The sequence below is a fragment of the Halobacillus ihumii genome, from assembly GCF_902726645.1.
GTDB classification, from domain to species: Bacteria; Bacillota; Bacilli; order Bacillales; family Halobacillaceae; genus Halobacillus_A; species Halobacillus_A ihumii.
In genome coordinates this window covers 3,149,116-3,169,652 of record NZ_CACVAO010000001.1, presented here as the reverse complement: position 1 = coordinate 3,169,652, position 20,537 = coordinate 3,149,116, and the positions used below count along the sequence as shown (strand labels likewise).

Annotated in this window: 21 protein-coding genes; 3 read left to right on the top strand and 18 right to left on the bottom strand. The window is 39.5% G+C overall.

Features of this window, described 5'->3' with window-relative positions:
* Positions 1 to 500: 500 nt before the first annotated feature.
* Together G6R08_RS15720 and G6R08_RS15715 are read right to left on the bottom strand one after the other, a co-directional pair.
* A complete protein-coding gene (locus G6R08_RS15720) occupies positions 501 to 725 on the bottom strand; it encodes a DUF3951 domain-containing protein (protein ID WP_163529199.1) in 225 nt (74 codons plus the stop codon).
* A gap of 92 nt (positions 726 to 817) precedes the next feature.
* Entirely contained in the window at positions 818 to 2,449 is a 1,632-nt protein-coding gene (locus tag G6R08_RS15715; protein WP_163529197.1) for a BCCT family transporter, read from the bottom strand.
* A 353-nt stretch (positions 2,450 to 2,802) separates the two neighbouring features.
* Here G6R08_RS15715 and G6R08_RS15710 point away from each other — a divergent pair, with 353 nt between their 5' ends.
* On the top strand, positions 2,803 to 3,072 hold the full coding sequence (locus tag G6R08_RS15710) for a hypothetical protein (RefSeq protein ID WP_163529195.1): 270 nt from the start codon (positions 2,803 to 2,805) through the stop codon (positions 3,070 to 3,072).
* Positions 3,073 to 3,077: 5 nt separating this feature from the next.
* Here G6R08_RS15710 and G6R08_RS15705 read toward each other — a convergent pair whose 3' ends face one another.
* From G6R08_RS15705 to G6R08_RS21995, 9 genes are all read right to left on the bottom strand, one after another.
* Positions 3,078 to 3,332, bottom strand: coding sequence for a hypothetical protein (locus G6R08_RS15705; RefSeq protein WP_163529193.1), 255 nt, complete (start codon positions 3,330 to 3,332; stop codon positions 3,078 to 3,080).
* A 105-nt stretch (positions 3,333 to 3,437) separates the two neighbouring features.
* Complete coding sequence (locus tag G6R08_RS15700) at positions 3,438 to 3,863, bottom strand: hypothetical protein (RefSeq protein WP_163529191.1); 426 nt, start codon at positions 3,861 to 3,863, stop codon at positions 3,438 to 3,440.
* Positions 3,864 to 4,091: 228 nt separating this feature from the next.
* On the bottom strand, positions 4,092 to 5,663 hold the full coding sequence (gene mbcS, locus G6R08_RS15695) for an acyl-CoA synthetase MbcS (RefSeq protein ID WP_163529190.1): 1,572 nt from the start codon (positions 5,661 to 5,663) through the stop codon (positions 4,092 to 4,094).
* Positions 5,664 to 5,806: 143 nt separating this feature from the next.
* Complete coding sequence (locus G6R08_RS15690; protein ID WP_163529188.1) at positions 5,807 to 6,655, bottom strand: YitT family protein; 849 nt, start codon at positions 6,653 to 6,655, stop codon at positions 5,807 to 5,809.
* 290 nt (positions 6,656 to 6,945) lie between these two features.
* Positions 6,946 to 8,835: an ATP-binding protein gene (locus tag G6R08_RS15685; protein ID WP_163531356.1), complete on the bottom strand. Its 1,890-nt coding sequence runs from the start codon at positions 8,833 to 8,835 to the stop codon at positions 6,946 to 6,948.
* 176 nt (positions 8,836 to 9,011) lie between these two features.
* On the bottom strand, positions 9,012 to 9,881 hold the full coding sequence (locus G6R08_RS15680; protein ID WP_163529186.1) for a DNA-3-methyladenine glycosylase family protein: 870 nt from the start codon (positions 9,879 to 9,881) through the stop codon (positions 9,012 to 9,014).
* A gap of 158 nt (positions 9,882 to 10,039) precedes the next feature.
* A complete protein-coding gene (gene pdaA, locus G6R08_RS15675; protein WP_163529185.1) occupies positions 10,040 to 10,819 on the bottom strand; it encodes a delta-lactam-biosynthetic de-N-acetylase in 780 nt (259 codons plus the stop codon).
* An 86-nt stretch (positions 10,820 to 10,905) separates the two neighbouring features.
* Positions 10,906 to 12,219: a Na+/H+ antiporter family protein gene (locus tag G6R08_RS15670; RefSeq protein ID WP_163531355.1), complete on the bottom strand. Its 1,314-nt coding sequence runs from the start codon at positions 12,217 to 12,219 to the stop codon at positions 10,906 to 10,908.
* A 123-nt stretch (positions 12,220 to 12,342) separates the two neighbouring features.
* The gene (locus G6R08_RS21995) at positions 12,343 to 12,489 is read right to left on the bottom strand and encodes an SE1561 family protein (protein WP_205439431.1); all 147 of its coding nucleotides are present in this window, start codon (positions 12,487 to 12,489) and stop codon (positions 12,343 to 12,345) included.
* A 193-nt stretch (positions 12,490 to 12,682) separates the two neighbouring features.
* Between G6R08_RS21995 and G6R08_RS15665 the strand changes: the two genes are divergently transcribed.
* Positions 12,683 to 13,540, top strand: coding sequence for a mechanosensitive ion channel family protein (locus tag G6R08_RS15665; protein ID WP_240339746.1), 858 nt, complete (start codon positions 12,683 to 12,685; stop codon positions 13,538 to 13,540).
* Between the two features lie 4 nt (positions 13,541 to 13,544).
* Here G6R08_RS15665 and G6R08_RS15660 read toward each other — a convergent pair whose 3' ends face one another.
* From G6R08_RS15660 to G6R08_RS15650, 3 genes are all read right to left on the bottom strand, one after another.
* Positions 13,545 to 14,339 carry a YfkD famly protein gene (locus tag G6R08_RS15660; protein ID WP_163529183.1) on the bottom strand — a complete coding sequence of 265 codons (795 nt, stop codon included), beginning with the start codon at positions 14,337 to 14,339 and terminating at the stop codon, positions 13,545 to 13,547.
* Positions 14,340 to 14,402: 63 nt separating this feature from the next.
* Positions 14,403 to 15,014 (bottom strand): YczE/YyaS/YitT family protein, encoded by a 612-nt coding sequence (locus G6R08_RS15655; RefSeq protein ID WP_163529181.1) that lies wholly within the window; start codon positions 15,012 to 15,014, stop codon positions 14,403 to 14,405.
* Between the two features lie 101 nt (positions 15,015 to 15,115).
* Positions 15,116 to 15,508, bottom strand: coding sequence for an OsmC family protein (locus tag G6R08_RS15650; protein ID WP_079526503.1), 393 nt, complete (start codon positions 15,506 to 15,508; stop codon positions 15,116 to 15,118).
* On the opposite strand from G6R08_RS15650, the gene G6R08_RS15645 reads away from it, so the two are divergent.
* A complete protein-coding gene (locus G6R08_RS15645) occupies positions 15,410 to 16,837 on the top strand; it encodes an MFS transporter (protein WP_275897959.1) in 1,428 nt (475 codons plus the stop codon). The two genes, G6R08_RS15650 and G6R08_RS15645, sit on opposite strands and share 99 nt — an antisense overlap.
* Before the next feature lie 497 nt (positions 16,838 to 17,334).
* Here the strand turns inward: G6R08_RS15645 and G6R08_RS15640 are convergent, their stop codons facing one another.
* From G6R08_RS15640 to G6R08_RS15625, 4 genes are all read right to left on the bottom strand, one after another.
* Complete coding sequence (locus G6R08_RS15640; protein WP_163529179.1) at positions 17,335 to 18,348, bottom strand: metal ABC transporter solute-binding protein, Zn/Mn family; 1,014 nt, start codon at positions 18,346 to 18,348, stop codon at positions 17,335 to 17,337.
* A 117-nt stretch (positions 18,349 to 18,465) separates the two neighbouring features.
* On the bottom strand, positions 18,466 to 18,876 hold the full coding sequence (locus G6R08_RS15635) for a Fur family transcriptional regulator (protein WP_163529177.1): 411 nt from the start codon (positions 18,874 to 18,876) through the stop codon (positions 18,466 to 18,468).
* A complete protein-coding gene (locus tag G6R08_RS15630) occupies positions 18,873 to 19,730 on the bottom strand; it encodes a metal ABC transporter permease (protein WP_163529175.1) in 858 nt (285 codons plus the stop codon). Before G6R08_RS15630 ends, G6R08_RS15635 begins: the two co-directional genes overlap by 4 nt.
* Positions 19,727 to 20,506, bottom strand: a complete 780-nt coding sequence (locus tag G6R08_RS15625) for a metal ABC transporter ATP-binding protein (protein ID WP_163529173.1) — start codon at positions 20,504 to 20,506, stop codon at positions 19,727 to 19,729. The genes G6R08_RS15630 and G6R08_RS15625 overlap by 4 nt, the downstream gene beginning before the upstream one ends.
* Between the last annotated feature and the right edge of the window lie 31 nt (positions 20,507 to 20,537).

Sequence of the window (20,537 nt, the reverse complement as noted above, 5' to 3'; positions counted from 1 at the left end):
CTTTTGTTTCGTTCCTATACTTTAATACTAAAGCGATTACAGCGTCCTTATCAATATAATCTAAATGCATGTTTGGCAGAGGGAATGTTGCCATTTTTTAAATGAGGGAACAAGCAAAGATTAAGCATTACTAACAAATATACTCCATGTCATCATCGTTTTTGTAACAAAAATGAAATATTTTGTCATAAAAATGAAACCTTTTGCCATTTATATCCGTCTAATAAGTATAAGAATTTAAAGCCGATGCGCTTCGTGCAGTAATTATTCAGTAGATTTATGAAGAAACAGTGAGACTGACAAGATTTTGTATTTATAGAAAGGGGCTCCTATTATGAGAAAGCAAGCCGAATATAATTCTACAGATTTCATCTATGGTATTAGTGGTTCCGCAATTTTAGCAAGTATTCTTTATATCCTTATCTATATTGTATAATTGTATAAATACTATACGCGCCTCAAACTGAAGTAAGAAGCCGCTGGATCGCCTCAGCGGCTTCTTACTTCAGAGTATCCTTTTCTTTTCTATCGTTATCCTCTTTTTCTTCAACGATGATTTCCTCATTCTCATGGAATTCTTTGTCGGTTTGGCCTGTTATATAATCGAAAGGAGTATAAGAACTATCTACCGGTTTCTTTTTTATGAAAATTTTCCATGCCACGATGATGATCAAAATAAACACAGCAATCCCTACGATCAATAGGCCTATGCTATTTAGCAGCACCCAATCGCCCCCTTATGTTAATCATTTTCCCTCTATGCTCTTTCCGAAACAATAAACAGACCTGCTTGTTTAAAAAGCAGGTCTGTGCAGCGTTATTCATTATCTTCTCGATTTTTCTCTTCAAACACCTCAAGAGCTGAACGTCTTTTCTTCTTATTACGTTTTTTCCATCTTTTGATATGAATGGTAGGAGGTTCGTAATCATCAGAGGCCCGGATATCTGTATTCGATGCTTTTATAAATGACCAAGCTAACAGAAACATGATAAAAATCAGCGGGAACCCTCCGACAATACTAGCCGTCTGCAAGGTATCTAATCCTCCTAGAAACATCAGCACTAACGGCATAATACTTAACGCGAAAGCCCAAAATAGTCGATTCCAGCGAAGCGGCTCTCCCTCAACTTCTTTTTGGACAACAGAAGCCAAAATATATGAAGAGGAATCAAAGGTAGTTGCTAAGAAGATAATCGCAAGAACTGTAAAGACCAATACCATAAACTTCGCTAAGGGAAGCTGATTAATGACCTCAATAATCGTTGCCGGCGCACCATTTGCATCCATAAAAACGACGACATCGAATTGACCTGTCAGCTGCAGATACAAACCGAAATTCCCCATAATCCCGAAGAATAGAATACATCCAATGGTTCCATAAATCATAGTTCCTAAAATCATTTGCCGTATCGTTCGGCCTCTTGAAATCCGAGCTACAAATAAGCCGACAAATGGTGCATACACAAGCCACCAAGCCCAGTAGAAAATAGTCCATGATTCTGGGAAACGTGTCTCTTCAAACTGATCTAGATTTCCAAAAGGCTCCATCCAAGTTGCCATCCTAAAGAAATTATCCATGATTATTCCTACTGAGTTAACAGTTGTTTCTGCTAAAAATCGGGTAGGTCCAAAAATGAAAATAAAAGCAAGCAAGAACAAAGCGAGCCATATATTGATATCACTTAATACCTTGATTCCTCGTTTCAGACCAGAGTATGAACTAATGGCAAAAATCACAGTACATACGAGCATGATACCTGCTTGAAGTCCTAGTGTGACTTCTAAACCGGTTAGCTCACTAATGCCTTCAGCGATCATCGGGGCTCCTAGAGCTAGTGTTGTTCCTGCCCCTCCTAACAACCCAAACATAAACAATACATCAATAATGTTGCCTAAAGGTCCATCAACTGATTTTCCTAAAACCGGACGGACCGATTCACTCACCTTTAATACAGGTTTCTTTCTAACATAATAAAAGTAAGCAATCGGTAAAGCAGGTAATGTATAGATCGCCCAGGCGATAGGCCCCCAGTGAAATATGCCGTAAGCTGTGGACCACCGGATTGCCTCCATTGATTCAGGTGCAAGACCGTATGGCGGGCCCTGATAATAATAAGCCCATTCGATGACACCCCAATACAATATACTTGAACCAATACCAGCAGCAAACAGCATAGCTGCCCATGAGAACGTGCCGAATTCAGGTTTTTCACCTTCATCGCCTAATTTAATGAGTCCATTTTTACTAAAAGCTACAAAAATTAAGAAGGCAAAAACGACTAGTCCCATAATAATATACAGAACTCCAAATGTACCTGTCATAAACGAGTTGGCTTGATTAACAAATTCCTTTCCGGCCTCTGGAAATAATACAAGCGGTACCGTTACTGCCAAGAGTAAGACAAGGGCCCCAATAAAAGTAGGCCAATCAATCAGTTTCATATTCACTATGCATCTTCCTTCCCGGTAAAACAATTGCGTTTCACCATAGTGATATTGTAGAGAGGGAAAAACTTTGAAGAAAATGTGTCAAGGGGATGGGAGCACACCTGTAATAAAAAGAACAAAGACTATGACTTTAGAAGCAGTATGATATAGTTATACCCTCTTCCCCAAAAGATTAACACAATAATCGACAAGATTCTCACATCGTTGATATTCTTTATTCAAATACTGTTCGCAACAAATAAAGAGATAATAAAAAACGTAACCCATCAAGGATTACGTTTGTGCTCGCTTAGTTTATCACGACAGTCATTTTTTATTCGCTGCCTAGACCATGAGAAAGGAGGCTGGATGCGATGAGTTTATTTCAAAATTGGGACAGGTTCTTTTCACCTTTGTATATCCCCTCATACACGGCATGGCCTGTCGCTTGTTGGTTGTTGTTCAAACCATCTGAATGGAAGGATGTCGAAATTGTTCTGCTCATCTTAATTATCCTGTTCCTCGTTTTCGCAGGGACAGTCGAAACAAATAGCGATGAAAAGAAACATCGTTTGTTCGGTTATTTGTACTTAAGTGCAGGCCTCTTGATTTCAATAGCCGGTCTTTGCTATTGGCTGGTTTAAGTTTTCTAAATAAAGAATAACCAAGGAAAAATTATCGGGATCGTAATAATGATGGTGACAATAAGCCACCTGTTGTACTCCTTACTTGTTAATTGTTTCCGATAAGATAATGCCCAAGCCAATAATAACAGCACCGTTACAATAATACTTTGTAAATGAATGGTTCCATCTTTAGTATTTAAAAAAATATAGACGCCGCCCTCAATAAGGATGAGGATACCTAGTATAGAATTAAAAATATGCGTAAACGTCTTACTCACCTTAATTCACCTCACAAAACACCTAATTCTAACATCGACAAGTATAGCAGATTCCCTGAAAAGATGTACATTAATCAGGCAGAAGCATTTGATAGAAGCGCCTGCCTAGTAACTTTGAAAGAGCTGTTTCAAAGAATTTGTCATCTCAAAAGCGGATCGGTCCTGCTTCAGAATCACCCAATAATCATTATAAAATAAAATATTAAGCAGTTTAGCATCCCCCGTTGATAGTGTAAGCCCTCCAATTGGTGTTCCGCTGCCGCTTACTTTCTGATCCATTTCATTACTTTTCTTTAACGCCTTCAAAAATTCCCGGATTTCTCCCTCTTCTTTGATGGTGAAAATTTCCCTCTTCTCATCAAACCGATATAATTTAAGAATTAAAGGACGTTGATAGTCGCTCCACGCATGCGGCGTAATTTTATCTTGATTGAAGGCCAAAGGGTTAAAAAAATATGTATGATTTATATAGATAACCGTAATTATGACTAAAATTATCGCTATTATAGAATAATTTATTTTCTTTCGCATCCTTACACCCCTGTCGTTACGCACTCACACAATTAATAGGTAATTGAATTGGCAAAAAGTGCATTACATTCCTATTACTGGTTCACCCTGTAAGGTATACGAATAACCCGTGTCTTTCGTTTCATTTTTTCATGAGAACACCATCCGAATCATCCCTAAAAAAGCAAAGACCTGAGAAGTTTATCTCAGGTCTTTGCTCTTACTGAATTTTTTAAAAACCATACCGGATCAATTGGGCTGTTCTTGTTTTCTTAATTCAATTCGTCTGATTTTACCTGATGTTGTCTTTGGCAGCTCAGTAATGAACTCGACTTTTCTAGGATACTTATAAGGAGCCGTTAATTCTTTCACGTGATTCTGAAGTTCTTTAATAAGCGTTTCTGTTCCTTCATATCCATCTTGCAGCACAATAAAAGCTTTTACCACACTTCCACGAACTTCATCCGGACTGGAAACCACTGCGCATTCCTGCACGGCGGCATGTTTGACTAATGCATCTTCTACTTCAAATGGCCCTATCGTATAACCGGAACTGATAATAATATCATCACTTCTTCCTTCAAACCAAAAGTATCCATCTTCATCTTTTTTAGCTTGGTCCCCGGTTACATAATAATTACCCCTTTGGGCCAGCTTAGTGCGTTCACTGTCTTTATAATACTCCTTAAATAAAGCAGGGGTATCTAAACGAACAGCAATATCCCCAACTTCACCTGCCTCAACCGGATCGCCTTCCTCATCGATGATATCAACATGATTTCCAGGTGTAGGACGTCCCATGGAACCAGGCCGCACTTCCATATCCTTCATAATTCCAACAAGTAATGTGTTTTCAGTCTGACCATAGCCATCACGAACCGTTACGTCAAAGTAACGATTGAATGTATCGATTACTTCTCGATTTAACGGTTCTCCGGCTGAAACAGCACTATGTAAGTGCTTGAGGCTGTATTCCTGTAAATTATCAACCTTGGCCATTAATCGATATTCAGTTGGTGTACAGCACAAGACATTGACTTGATGTTGATCAAGTAAACCCAGATATGTCTTCGGATCGAATTTACCTTGATAAACAAGCCCCTTTGCCCCTGTTCCTAAGACCGAAAGAAAAGGACTCCAGATCCACTTTTGCCAGCCTGGTCCTGCCGTAGCCCATACTGTATCTCCATCTTCGATCGCCAACCATTTATAGGCGGCCGTCTTTAAATGGGCGAATCCCCATCCATGGGTATGTACGACTCCTTTTGGATTTCCTGTGGTCCCAGAAGTATAAGAGAGGAATGCCATGTCATCTCGATGGGTATCAGCCATTTCCAATGAATCAGATTGCTCCTCCATTAAGTCATCAAGACTTAACCAGCCTTCTTTGGATCCACCACTAGTAAATGCCTTCACATGCTTCATTTCCTTCACTTCATTAAACTGATCAGTAAAAGCATGGTGACTAACAACTGCTGTGACTTCCCCATGAGAGATTCGGTAAGTCAGATCCTTAGAGCGGAGCATTTCAGAACTAGGAATGACAACGATCCCCACTTTTAAGGCGGCCACATATACTTGATATGCAGAGATCAGCCTTGGGATCATGACTAGCACTTTATCTCCCTTTTTTAAACCAGCTTCAAGGAAAGCGTTTCCAATTTTGTTTGCATTTTTTATTAACCCGTCATATGTAATTTCTTCACGGTCACCTGTTTCATTCAGCCATAATAAAGCTTTTCGATCAGAATCCTTAGCATACTTTTCCATTTCCATTACGATGTTATATTGTTCTGGTGCAATCAGCTGAGCTTGGTCCACTATGACTCCTCCTTTGATTATGAGTACCTATTCATTTTGATCTATTTAAGTATATCAAAATTTTCAAAATTTTAAAATGAGATGATTTCGTATAAAAAAAGCCACCAGAAAAAAACTTTTCCAGTGGCCTGCTATACGCTGGTTCAAGCTAAGCGTTTAAAGTTTTGTCCCATAATTTCATTCATAGAATGGACGGTAATAAAAGCTTTATTATCGATAGCGGTCATATACTTTTTAAGTCGTGTATAGTCTTTTCTGTTCATGATAGTGGTGATAACTTCTTTATCTTCCTGATTGAATGCGCCTCTGGCATAATGGATCGTCGCTCCACGCCCCAGATTATGCACAATAAAATGACGAACTTGTTCACTTTCCCGGCTGATGATGACAATTTCTTTATTGTGATTAAACTGCTGCAGCGCGTAATCAATTACTAACCCATTAAGGATCACTCCAAAGAAGGCGTACATACCAATCGCTGGCCCAAATACAAAGATGGAAGAAACAGCAATAGCAAGGTCAGAGAAAAGGACTCCTTTTCCAACCTCGATTGAGAAATATTTATTTAAGATCATTGCAAAGATATCGGTCCCTCCTGTGGAAGCCCCTTGATGAAATACAATGGCCATCCCAGAAGCGGCAATGATTTGTCCTATAATAAGCTGGATTAGTAAATCATCACTTAATGGCTGGCTCATAGGAAATAGCGCTTCAAGTCCCCATACCATAAAGGAGAGAGCAAAGCTTGCATAGATAGTCTTAGCCCCGAACTGAAATCCCAGAAATATAAAACCTATAATAAATAAGACCACGTTCAGCATAAGCATAATCAATCCCAAGGAAAGATCAGGAAATACATTGCTTAAAACAATAGATAATCCACTTACTCCTCCGGTGGCTAAATCGTTTGGCGAAAGAAAGAAATGAACATTTACAGCTACTCCTAAAGACCCAATATTTATGAGTAAGAAGGAAAGTAATTTTTTCATCATGCAAAAGCCCTCCCTTACACAATAACGTCTGATTCTGTCGATTATTTTTTAGTACAATCGGGATTATAGAAGGCTTTTGGAAGTTTGTAAACAGCTTTGCTTTAAAAAAATAAAGTTTTTTAATGTAAGCGTTTATTGCCTAATTTTTCTTAACATTACAATTGAGTTCATAGTTCTTAAGGCTTAATTATGAGGATGTATCTCCAGTAAGTAATATATATTTTCTGAATTTACTATCTAATGGGCATGAAAAAGAACCCGCTGCCAAAACCGCAGCGGATTCTTATAAATTAAAGATCATATGGCAAACTGATGGTGACGGAAGTCCCTTGATCCAGTTCGCTTTTATAAGCAATCATACCATTTAAATCATTAACCATCTTTTTGGTTACCATGACGCCTAATCCCGTTCCCTTTTCTTTCGTAGTAAAGAAAGGTTCTCCAAGTTTAGCCAGATCTTGATCACTTAATCCCTGTCCGTCGTCAATAATAGACAGAATCAAATCATCTTCTCTTGTATAGGCAGAGACTTCGACATTACCGTCCTTGTCAGTCGCATCAATTGCATTACTAATGATGTTCAGCAATATCTGCTTCAGCCTTTTAGGTTCTGATTGAAAAGAATTCTCTACAATGTTACAAGTAAAAGTTAAATTAATATTTTTGTTGGTTGCTTCAGGATCTAACAATCGCAGAACATATGAGACAACATCTTCAATATCAATTTCTTCTAATTGAATGGAAGACTTCGGTTTAGAAAGCATCATAAAATCCTGGACAATCGATTCAATACGGTTCACTTCATCCAGGATAATTTCATAATAATTGTCCCGTAAATCCGGATTAGCTGCACCAATTTGCAGAAACCCTTTTATAGCTGTCAATGGATTCTTGATTTCATGTGCCACCCCAGCGGCCATTTGAGTAATCGTTGATAGTTGCTGTGATTTCTCTTTAAGCTGGGCCATTTCTTTGAACTTCGTAATATCCTGATGTGTTCCAATGACATATTCTGCGCCTTCATTGATGACAGGAAACCCTTGTGTTCGAATCCACTTTTCTTCCCCGCTTCTGGTCGTTATTCGATACTCCACATGATGTTTTTGCTGCTTCATTATAGAGAAAGCACTGGACACTTTATTGTAATCATTCATATGGATCAAATTCTTCAGGGAAGACCAGCCTGATAAGAGTTCTCTTCTTTTCATACCAAACATTTCATTAAAAGCAGGGCTGATATAATGAACCTTTTGAAAATCAAAATCACAGATCCAAAAAACGTCATTAATATTATTGGCTAAAATCGAAAACCTTTTCTCAGACGCTTGTAATGCTTGAAGCTGCTGTTTATTTAAAGTAATATCTTGTCCGATTAGTGTCAAACCTTGAGCTGTAGGTAAAATCGTCATTTTTACAGTCTGGTCGCGCATATCTCCTTCGAGTTCTATCATCTCCTGAGTATCCATAGCCCTCAGACAACGCTGAAAGAAGCTGGCATACTCCTCTACAGAGATCACATCCCAAAGTTTCTTCTGAGAATTCTCATGGTAAGAAAGACCTGTTAACTGCTCCATTTTATCATTTGCATAAATGACTTCCCAATAGTTATTGATCATGGCTAACCCGTGCGGGAAGTGGTCGGCTACTTGTGTAAACAATTCTTCTTTGGATGATGTTTTATGATCGGTAAATGAATCCGTAATCAAATCTAAATTATGAATAGCCGGCATTGATTGGTTTGCAGAAGTATTTGAGTGTAAATAAGAATAATTAGAGGGTAACGGGTCTTCATCCCTTTTATAAGGCAGTGAGCCGTTTACAGTTGATTGTGCATTTGAAAAAATAAGCACTTTTTGGTCATTTTTTAAATTGACCATCTTGCACATAAACATATGATAGTCGTTTGAAATCTTTAGATGAATTGAAAGACTCTGCTCCTTTTCTTTAGGAGTCTGATGAATTAATTGATGGATTTCCGGACGATTTGAAGTGCGGATCAAAGACAACCATTCGCAAAAAGATAGATAAACTTGGTCAAGCTGCAGCATTTTACGCATTTCATCATTGAATGTAACAGACTGGTAATGGACATTGATGAGACATGCCGGAGTACCGCTAGCTTCTAGAATGTCCAACACTTCTCCGCTATGAACATGGTCAGAATACCTCTCTCTAGTCACCAATATTAAGACCTCTTTCCTTTACCATCCATATTTTCCAACATGGGTTTTATTATAACGCATTGATATTAAATTTTGAATATCATCCCAGCATTTCGTTTGGAAAAAATAAGGACGAGTAGCTTTTTACCATCATACGAGCAGAACTGATAAAATATGACTTAAAAAATGCTTATTCAACCTTCTATACTTCTCCAAAGAGTCAGGGAAGCGTAACTTTTAAAGGGCTCCCAGTCAGCACTTAGTCCATTCATTTGTTCAAAGTCTGGGCGTTTATCTAACTTAAAATAACGCTGTAGAGCTTTTTGGATACCAATGTCAGCTTTAGGAAACAAATTATTTCTGCCAACTCCAAACATCAGCCAATTTTCCGCCGTCCATGGCCCGATCCCCCGTATCTTTACAAGTTCAGCCATAACCTCCTCGTTTGGTTTGTCAGCAAGTTCGTCTAAATTTAAACGGCCTTCCGTAATTAAACGTGATGTATCTATGATATATTCTGCTTTCCTCTGGCTAAACTGCAGTTCTCTAAGCTGCCCGTAGTCCAAACAGGCCACAACTTCTGGATCAGGATAAAACCACACGTCATCCTTCTTATACCCGAATTGTTCGACAAATCTTGTGCTTAGTGTATAAGCAAATTTCATATTCAGCTGCTGATGTATAATCACTTTCATTAAACAATCGTATAAATTAAAATCCTTAACAATCGGGGTGCCGGGGTAACACGCAAATAAGTCACCTAAATTTGTATGAGCAAAGTGCTCCTGAACCTCTTCCAAACTACGCTTCCATTGAAAGAGATGAACTACATGAGCAAGAAGGCTCTCCTTATTCTTTTTACTATTTCCTTGAATCTTAAACAAAGGGCGTTCAGTTGTTCCTAAGCTGGTCACTCGAACAACGGTGGAATCATCCTTCATACGGACAGGAATATCGACCCACTTTTCACTTACATTTAAATGCGTTAATGGGTCCATAGACCATCTTTGCAAAGCATAGTCAAAATCATATATCCCTGCAGCTTCCATTTCTACTTCCCACATTCTAAGCCCTCCTCTACAAAACTAAAAAAGAGGACCTAGCCTGCTCCTCTTTATTGCATTCGACTTTCATTATGTATTATCCTTTTTTTTGTAAGTTTACACCAATCCAATATATAAAAAAAGACCTGGCTAGTAATAATGCCAGGTCTTTTCACATCCTATAAATGAACTATTGGAAAAGGTAGAAGCTTTTTCATCATTAATTCATTTAAGCTCCCAAAATGATATCCTCTTTTTCTTAACTGAATAATCAATTCATCCAAGGCATCTGCGTTATCTTTTGACACGGTATGCAACAATATAACGGCTCCCGGATGGATTTGCTTGATAACACTCTGATAGGCATATTCCCATCCCTTCTGATGGTCCGTCTGCCAATCAACAAAAGCAAGCGACCAAAAAGCGTGAACGTAGCCTAGCTCCCTTGCCCATTTTAAAGTTTGTTCATTAAACTTTCCTTGTGGAGGACGTACATATGTCATGGATTCTTGATCTGTCAGATCTTGTACGGCTTTTTCCACTTTTTCAAGTTCTTTTTTCATTTCCTGCTTCGATAAATTAGTGAAGTCAGGGTGGCTCCATGAATGGTTACCGATAATGTGTCCTTCTTCTTCCATTCTTTTAACGAGCTTGGGAGCACTCTTAATATAATGACCTGTCACAAAAAAAGCAGCAGGGACCTGTTGTTTTTTCAAAATATCAAGTACTTTCCCTGTATAACCCTGTTCATAACCATTATCAAAGGTTAAATAAACCACTTTTTCACCAGAATGATCTACATAAAACCCATTGTATTTCTCCACCAAAGGGCCGTATTTCCCTACTTCGGGTTCTTTCCCCTCACTGCTTTTCTTATAACCCCATCCCTCAGCGAACGCTGTTATTGGGAGAATAAGTAAAGTAAAAGCAATACACAACGCAAACATTTGTCGCCACATAACTACCACTCACTTTTTACTTAGTATGTGATAGGATAGAGAAAAATATATAAGGAAATATCGAATGTTTATCCACTTATTTCTTCTTAAAGTATTAATGCAGCCGCCAATCCGAAAATAAATAACGGAATGTTATAGTGAAGGAAAGTCGGCACACATGTATCCCATATGTGATTATGTTTCCCATCGGCATTTAATCCTGAAGTCGGACCAAGCGTACTGTCTGAAGCTGGTGATCCGGCATCCCCAAGGGCTCCCGCTGTGCCAATCAGCGCAGCAATAGCCATAGCTGAAAATCCTGCACTAACACAAATAGGAACAAACAATGCAGCCAGAATGGGAACCGTGGCAAAAGATGATCCTATTCCAATGGTCACAACTAATCCTACAAGCAATAATACAAAAGCAATCAATGCTTTGCTGTCGCCTAAATACCCAGAGCTTGCATCAACCAATGCAGAAACCGATTGGGTTTTTGTCAGAACATTGGCATAGCCTGCCGCTACTAGCATGACGAAAGCGATCGTCCCCATCATTGCAATTCCATCATTAACAATTCGATCACCTTTTTTAAACGGTACAACCTTAAAGATAAACATGAGTGTCAACCCGGCTAGTGCAGCCAGAATAAGATCTTTCCAATAGGCTTGTATAACCAAAGTTACGAGGATGGCAATGATCGTAAACCCGTGCTTTTTGTTGAAACGCTCTGGTGTGAAATTTCTCAGCAGTGAACTCGGTTCCTCATCAAAATTCTCCGCTTGGGAAGGCTCTTTTCTCTTTCGATACGTAACAAACACCGCAAACAGTAACCCTGCAATCATCCCAAGACCTGGTATAAACAGGGACTTGGCAATCGTATTTATGGTAATAGAAACACCATTTGATGCCATGGCTTGTTGAATCGTTTCATGAAATATATAACCAAAGCCGATTGGAATCATGATATAAGGTGCTTTGAGTCCAAAGGTCAGCGCAGAAGCTACTGCCCGCCTGTCTATTTGCATGCGATCGAACATGTGAAGCAGCGGAGGGATTAGAATAGGTATAAAAGCAATATGAACAGGTATCACATTTTGTGATAAGCTTGCTACCCCCGCGATAATTAGAACAGTAATGGTCCGTTTGTCTTTTAATATTTTTAGCAAATAGCCAACAAACATACTGGTGATTCCTGAATGGCTTATGGCTACGGCAAAAGCACCAAGCAGGATGTAACTTAATGCAACCCTCGCCTGATCCCCCATTCCGCTAACTAACAGTTCTAAAGAACTTATTAACGTTTCTCCATTCATGATTCCTGCTGTAAGACTCGCTGCAAGAATCGCTATAATAACATTCACTCGAGCTAAACTTAAAATAGTCAGCACAAGTACGGATACAATAACAGCTGACGCCATCATGGTCGCTCCTCTCTCAGATGTATGATCTCTTTATACTTTCTTGCATTAGCGATTTATCATGATAAAGTATTATGGCCAAAAAATCAACCCTCACAATTTTGTGAGAGTCAGATCGATTATTTACATTTTTCGTTCAAGATCCTCAAGCATTTTGATCAGTTCATCAATATCTTCAACGGAGGTTTCATTAGGATCCATTTGATCAACACGATTCATAAAAGCTGATAGCCGCGTTTTAAGGTCGGATAGTTTTTCTTGCTGGGACATTCGCTCATACCCTTTCAACGTTTGTTTTTAAGCCGCCTTGCCTATCATAGTACAAAGCAGGAAGTGTGTCCATACGACCAACACGATATACATGGTATAATAACGTAAGTCCATGATGACTTTCTGGTCTCATGGGTCCTATAGCTATACAGCGAATCATCCCTTGCATAAGCTTAATCAGGAGGCATTTCACGTGGAACAATTCGGAAGCTTTATCATAGACCTGTTTGAATATAATAATACGGTTCAAATTCTTGCCAGTGCGATCATTTTGTTTGTTGCTGTCATGATTATTCGTAAAGTGATTAGATCATTTTTTAAGAGAACTTCATTTATAGAAGAAAGAAAAGAGAAAACTCTCGAAGCCATGGTCAACTCGATCGTCAGTTATGGAGCCCTGATCGCCTTTATTATTATCGTGTTATCTACTTGGATTGATATCGGAAAAATTCTAGCCGGTGCCGGAATCATCGGGATCATTATCGGCTTTGGCGCTCAGAGCCTTATTAAAGACTTTTTTGCAGGGATATTCCTTTTGTATGAAAAACAGTTGCTTAAAGGGGATTATATTACACTGAATAACACGCACCACGGTATCGTTGAAGATGTCGGGCTTCGTTTCCTGAAAATTAGAGAATGGAGCGGAAAACTCCTTACGATCAGCAATGGCCAGATTAAAACCATTGAGAATTATAATATTGAATACATGCGTGTCATCGAACATGTAACCACGAACTTTCTTGAAGACCCTAGAAAAGTGTTTACGGCTTTAGAAGCAGCATGTGTACGATTAAATGATGAAGTAGGCATGTTTCTGAAAAAGGATTTAGCGAAAAAGCCTATTGAACCCTTTAAAGTTTATGGAATGTATTCACTCAATGACCAATACCATGGTTATCAATATACGATAACAGGTGTTGTGGAAGACCTGGTCTATTGGACCGCATCAAAAGAAACGCGCCGTATCATTGCCGAGACAATGTTTGATCATAACATTGCCATGGCGGAGCAGCGCGTTCAAGTTCAGTCTTATTCCTCTAAAGAGGAGTAAGGCTTTATTTTAATTCAAAAGAGAAACTGACATGATCCTGAATTGGAATCCAGGCTCCTATCCCTTGTCTGGTAACATTTTTAATTTCTAAGGTTGTCTTCGAGCCTTTTAACTTGATGTAAACATCACCAAAAGTGACTTCCCCTTTTTCATTGATAGCGGGGGCATACGCTTGAAGCACCCCTGTTTTGTTCACGGGCACAGAGTATGTGTTCTGCTGCTTCGTTCCCGCACCTATAACCGTGTGGAACGAAAGAGGAAGCTTCGAGTTCTTTTGTGCCTCTAATAAAATCAACTTCATAATTTGATCACTATGGCTGATCTTGGATGTTAGTCCGCCTTTCACATGCTTTTCTTCCTTTTGCTCGTAGCTCATTTTGGCTGGTTGACTGCCTCCATGATTATCGAGTTCATTAACATTAATCTGCTGATACTCCCAATTAATATTGGATTCTGTTGATTTATAAGCTAACGGCCATCGTCCTAAAAAAATCTCCGCTCTGTAACCTAAGGCAAACGGGGAAGGTTTAAGGGTTGTTTCATTTAGCATTTCGATCAACTGTGGGTTCGTAATGCGTACATCCGACTCTTCCATCAGTTCATCTGTTAATTCTTCAGCTTCTAATATTTCCTGATCTTCTGTTGAGTTAGGATAGGTATTATCCTTTGAAATATTTAAGACGTGATTAGGGATGGTTGAATTTTTGTTCTGTTCTTTTTCCTTGGCAAGTGTACCCTGTGATGAAACTAAAGAGATGAAGCCAATAAGAACAATAAGTCCTAGCCACTTGAATCTCATCCTGGTTCTGACCACCTTTCATTTTTCTATAGCTTGTGAAAAATGGTCCTGAACTATTCTCTTTTAAGCAATCAATTTGTTCATCACACGTTCTGCTTTTGGATCAAAGAACTGGATCATTGGACCAATTAGTACGAGAATGATTACAGTCCCAAGCCCGATAGGTCCTCCGAAGAACAGGGCAAGGATCAGAGCAAAACCTTCTGTTAACGTTTTTGCGACAGTAAGCGATAAACTAAACCGTTTCTGTAAGGCTACCATAAAACCATCAATTGGATTGAGCGAATAGTTTGGTTGTAAATACAGCGAAACACCGATCGCAAGTATAACTATCCCTAAAATCAGAAAGACCAACTGAGTCAAAAACCCGGTTATAGAGACATGTACCAAGCCTGTGACCAGCCAAAAATCAATCATCTTCCCGATGATTAAAATGGTAATAACCGCTAATATGTCGGGACGTTCCCTTGCAATTAAAGCATTAGTACCAATCAAAATGGAGCCGATAATGATGACCCAATTCCCTACTGTAAAGCCAATTATTTCGGTGAGCCCCACATTCATCGCATCCCATGCTCCCGCTCCGAGATCCGCTTTAATGGTTAAGGTAATGCCGAGTGAAATAATAATTAAACCCAATATGTAAAAAAGTGTTTTCACTAGAAAAGCTTTCATCTTCTCACCCCATATTCAGAACCTTTTCATGTATTCTGATCAGGTTCATAATCCAAAAAAAAGAAGCTCATCCTGCTTATTTCAGGATAGGCTCCTTTATTTTACCTGCTGAGCTGAATACACTCAAGAGATTCCTCTATTTCGATACTATCCTTTACAGATTGAACCATGGAACAATTATTACGGGAAACTTCTAAATTCTTTAGCAGTTTGTCTTGATTTAAATGATACCCTTTAACAACAAAACGCAGGCTGACTTTCTCTATCCGGTTGGCTGCTTCCGTATTCCGTTCAACCTTTGCCTGAACCGTAATGTCTTCATAATTAATTCTTTGCTTGTCCAAAATTTTACGGTACACACTCAAACTGCATCCGGCAATCGAGGCAACCATCAACTGAAACGGACGGAAACCACTCATTTCATCGCTGGAGATGTCAAGTTCACCGTAATCAAAAGATGTTCGAACACCCTCATCTTTAATATAAAATTCCATTGTACTCTTCCCCTTTCTGCAAAGTGTCTTCCTCTTTATATATATAATAACCGTTTTAGGCAAGTAAATAACCTCATCTACGTAATAATATCCTTGCCGACTGAAGTTCATTTCGTTTACGATAATATGGATGATTTAATACAGAAGGGGGAGGGTGTTATGGTTTCAGTACGATCAAGATTTTGGATTCTCATTGGACTTGTGACAATTTCCGGTTTCTCTCAAGGTATGCTGTTACCGTTATTAGCGGTGATTTTAGAGCAAAACGGTGTCTCTTCGTCGATTAACGGACTTCACGCTACCGGATTATATATCGGAATTTTAATCTCTTCCCCTTTTATGGAGAAGCCCCTTCAGAAACTAGGATATAAACCCGTCATTATGATAGGGGGAGCCCTAGTCTTTATTTCGCTCGCCTTGTTTCCATTTTGGCAGGCTTTATGGTTTTGGTTTGCTCTACGTATGCTTGTTGGAATCGGCGACCAAGTGCTTCATTTTGGTACACAAACATGGATTACCGCCTCAGCTGCACATGAATCCCGCGGCAGAAGTATTGCCTACTACGGTTTGTTTTTCAGCGTAGGGTTTACTCTCGGGCCCTTAATGACTAACTTACTGTCGATCAGCCTTTACATACCGTTTCTAGTATCGGCTCTTTTAAGTTTGATCGTTTGGAGTACCATGTGGTTTGTACGAAATGAGATGCCTGACCATAACGAAACAACTGTCTACAGTACAAGTTCAATAAGACGTTTCAGCCGGGCGCTTAAGCTTGGGTGGGTAGCTTTCCTCCCTCCTATGACATACGGATTTCTTGAAGCCACTCTACATGGTATTTTCCCTGTCTATGGGATGCGAATCGGCCATGATGTTAACACTTTGTCTTTTATCATTCCATCATTTGCAGCGGCGAGTTTATTATCGCAAATACCACTCGGAACCTTAAGTGACAAAATCGGCAGAAAAAAAGTCATCCTTTCAGTAGTAGCGGGTGGAATCGTGGCCTTCCTATTCGCCGCCTTCTTTGAACATTCTACGCTATGGTTATTCGTAACCTTTGCTTTAGGCGGACTCTTTGTAGGCTCTTTATTCTCACTGGGAATATCCTATATGACAGATTTGCTTCCAAAGGAATTACTTCCCGCAGGCAATATTATGTGCGGCATGGCCTTTAGCCTTGGAAGTATTGCAGGACCATTTCTGTCAGGGATTGTTATCGATCTTTTTCCTGGATTATCATTCTTTTATATTATTGTTGCATTACTCATACTCGTATTTATTTCAACTGCTTCAAAACGAAACCCACAGGTTCAGCCCCTTAGAACCTGACATAGTTTCCATTGAAAAAAGCTGCATACTACTGACGGTACGCAGCTTCAGGTTGTCGAGGCAGTCTGAAGAGCCTATTTTTTGGTTTAGCTGTATTCACATAGACAGTTGCCATCTATCTCCACCCGTTGATACACACTTCGCTTTCAACGACCACACTACGCTACTGGCCGCGGAAAGCGGGTGGTCATCGCTTATACGTGTATAAAACTTGTAGAGAAGAAATCAGGGTATTTCTCTACAAGCTTAAAAAATTGGGACATATTAAACTTCTTAAGCAAAAGTACGAATTATGTGCTGTTAGCGAAGAAGATATACGTAGACTCCAGTGGGAGGAAAGGCCTAGGTGAGACCCCGAAGTGCGCCAGCACAAGGAGGCTTAACAGCCGCCCGCGGAAAGCGAAGTATATCTTCGTAGCGGTTTACAATGCACCGATCGTTTCTACCTAGTTCGGATTACCATTTGATAAAAAACACACTTGTGCCAGGCTTTTTTGTTATTTCGACAAGGCTTTAGAGAGCACTTCCAAGTTTTGTTTCATTAGACTAAAGTAGTCTTCATTCGCTTGAATATCTTCTTCGGTTAACACCGAGAGGTTATGAATACGCAATGGTGCTGCCCCAATTTCATTTTGAACAACTTTGGCTACTTTAGGTGTAACATTTTGTTCAAATAATACATAATCCAACTGAAACTCCTCAGCTGTTTCAATAATTTCTTCTAGTTCTTTTTGCGATGGCTCACTAGTTGGGGTTAAACCTGAGACAGCCACTTGTTCAATTCCGTACGCATGCTCCCAGTACCCATAAGCAGCATGGGAAACGATAATTTTATCCTTAGGCTTGCTTTCTAACTGTTTGTGAAATTGCTGATCCAATTCAACCAATTTATTTTTCAGTTGATTGAAATTTTCAGTAAATTGCTCCTTAGATTCAGGTTGTATAGAAATGAGCGTGTTTTTAATATGTTCAGCTAATTGAATCGAACGAATGGGGTCAAGCCAAATATGAGGGTCTTGATTCCCATGTGTATGCCCTCCATGCCCTTCGCCTGCATGTGAACGTTCCTTTTCTTCTTCATGAGAATGCTCTTCTTCAGCATGTGTATCTTTTTCTTTCGAATTGGAATTCTCCCCATGGTCGTGAACATGCTCTTCAAGTTTGATTCCTTTCGACGCTTCTAGAATTTGCACTCCTTCGGGCTTTACTGTATCCGCGATTGTTTTCGCATAGGACTCAAGACCCGCTCCATTATAAATAAAAGCATCCGCTTCGGCTATTTTTATCATCTCTTTTGTGGTGGGTTCATAAGTATGAGGGTCTGTTCCTGGTGGCAAGATGGTCGATACCTCTGCTAAATCACCAGCAATTTGCTGTGTAAAAAACTTTAACGGATATACAGTCGTATAAATTTCTAACTGTTTGTCTGATGAATCTTCTGGGGATGTTTCATTTCCACATGCAGACAACAATAATGTAAGTATCAAAATAAGACTAGCGTATTTCCCCATTGTAACTCCTCCTTCTCTTGAAAAATCAGTTCATGAATCGCACTGCCTCTAAATTGTAATCATTACTTTTTGCAACAACGCAAATTAAAAGCCTACGACTTGTGTCGCAGACTTTGACTAACTGCACTGGGGACACTTTCCGTAAATCTCAAATTTATGATTTTCAATATCATAACCGTTCAGACGTTCGTTGATACTTTCCATGGGGCAAAACTCAATTGATTTGGTTTTTCCGCAATCCGTACATATAAAATGGTGATGATGACCATGGGTTTCACAGCCTAAACGGAAATGCTTCTCTCCACCCAGTTCCGTAGCTTCAAGAATTTCTTCTTCCGTTAACAAGTAAAGGTTGCGATACACTGTATCGTAACTCACACTTGGAAAGTCTTCTTGAATTTGTTTAAGAATAGCTTTTGCAGCAATGTATTGGTCTTGATTGACGAAGATCTCAACAATACGCTCTCTTTGTCTCGTCCGTTTGTATCCTTTATCTTTAAGTCGTTGCAAGGCTGTTTCCACATTCATATTGCTTCACCCTTTATATAGAGTTGATTTCTCACCTTTTTATAAAGCATTGACATCATCAGAATAATAATAGCTGTCAGCACAATGGTTCCCCCAGGAGGGACGCTTAAATGATAAGAAGCATACAACCCAAGGATAACGGATAGTTCCCCAAATGCAATCGATAACCCAATAGTTTGTTTGAAGCTGGAAGCAATTCGTAAGGCTGCCGCAACTGGAAGAGTCATCAATGCTGACACGAGCAATATCCCGACTACCTGCATGGCTGAGGCAATCACTAAAGCCACCATTACAATAAACAAAAGATGAATCCATTTGCCATTCACTCCGGAAATGGAAGCATGTTCTTCATCAAATGAAAGCACAAACAATTCCTTATAAAAAAGGATAACAATCGTGATAACAACAATGGTAATGATTAAAACTGTCCACATATTAGAACGGGTAACGGCCGTGACACTGCCAAATAAGTAACTGAATAAATCTGTATTGAAACCGTCTGCTAATGAGATCAGCAGCACACCTAACCCAATACCGCCAGATAATATGATCGGAATTGCCAGTTCCTCATAATGTTTATAGGCTTTCCGGAGTTTCTCAATTAAAATAGCCCCGCCTACCGAAAATACCATCCCCATATAAACAGGGTTAAGACCTTGGACGGCTGAGACTTTCTTTTCAAGAAGAAGACTTGCCGCAATACCTGTCAGTGTTATGTGGGATAGGGCGTCGGCAATTAAAGAGAGTCGTCGAACCACGATAAAAACGCCTAACAACGGTGCCACTATCCCGATTAGCATTCCTGTTATGGCTGCATTTTGTAAAAACTGATACTGAAAAAAGCTTTCGATCATGAGTGTTTCACCTCATGATGATGGTTATGAGTAAGCGGCTGAACAGAATGACCATACAGTTGATTCAAATTCCCCTCTTCAAAACCTTTATATTCTTCAGACACCCCATGAAAGTGCACAGATTTATTCATGCACGCAACATGTGTTGCATGCTCTGTTATCGTCCCGATATCGTGTGTCACCATTAACAAGGATATGCCCTGTTCTCGGTTTAGCTTAGCCAGTAAGTCGTAGAAATTGGCCACGTGCTTGGCATCCACACCAACTGTGGGCTCGTCCAGGATTAATAAAGAAGGATCACTGACAAGTGCCCGAGCAATAAATACACGCTGCTGCTGACCGCCAGATAGCTCGCCTATACTGCTCTCAGCGTAATCTTCCATCCCTACGATTTCTAGAGCATTCATTGCTTTCTCTTTATGTTTCCGATTAAAAAAACGAAAGGCTCCTATACGAGACACGAGCCCAGTTTTCACAACCTCAAGTACAGTTGCCGGAAATCCTGAATTAAAGCTATTTGCTTTTTGCGAAACAAACCCGACTTCCTGCCATTGATTAAAATGTCGCAGTTCCTGGCCAAAGAGGCGAATTTTCCCCTGATCTGGTTTGACCAGTCCAAGCATTAATTTAATTAGCGTAGACTTCCCGGAGCCGTTTGGGCCGACAAGACCTAAGAATTGTCCTTTTTCAATAGATAGATCCACGTCCTGCACAATCCACTCTGCATCATATTTAAAAGAAACATGGTCTATTTCTATAATTTTATCATTGCCCATATACAGATTCCCTTTCACAAATAAGAATGAT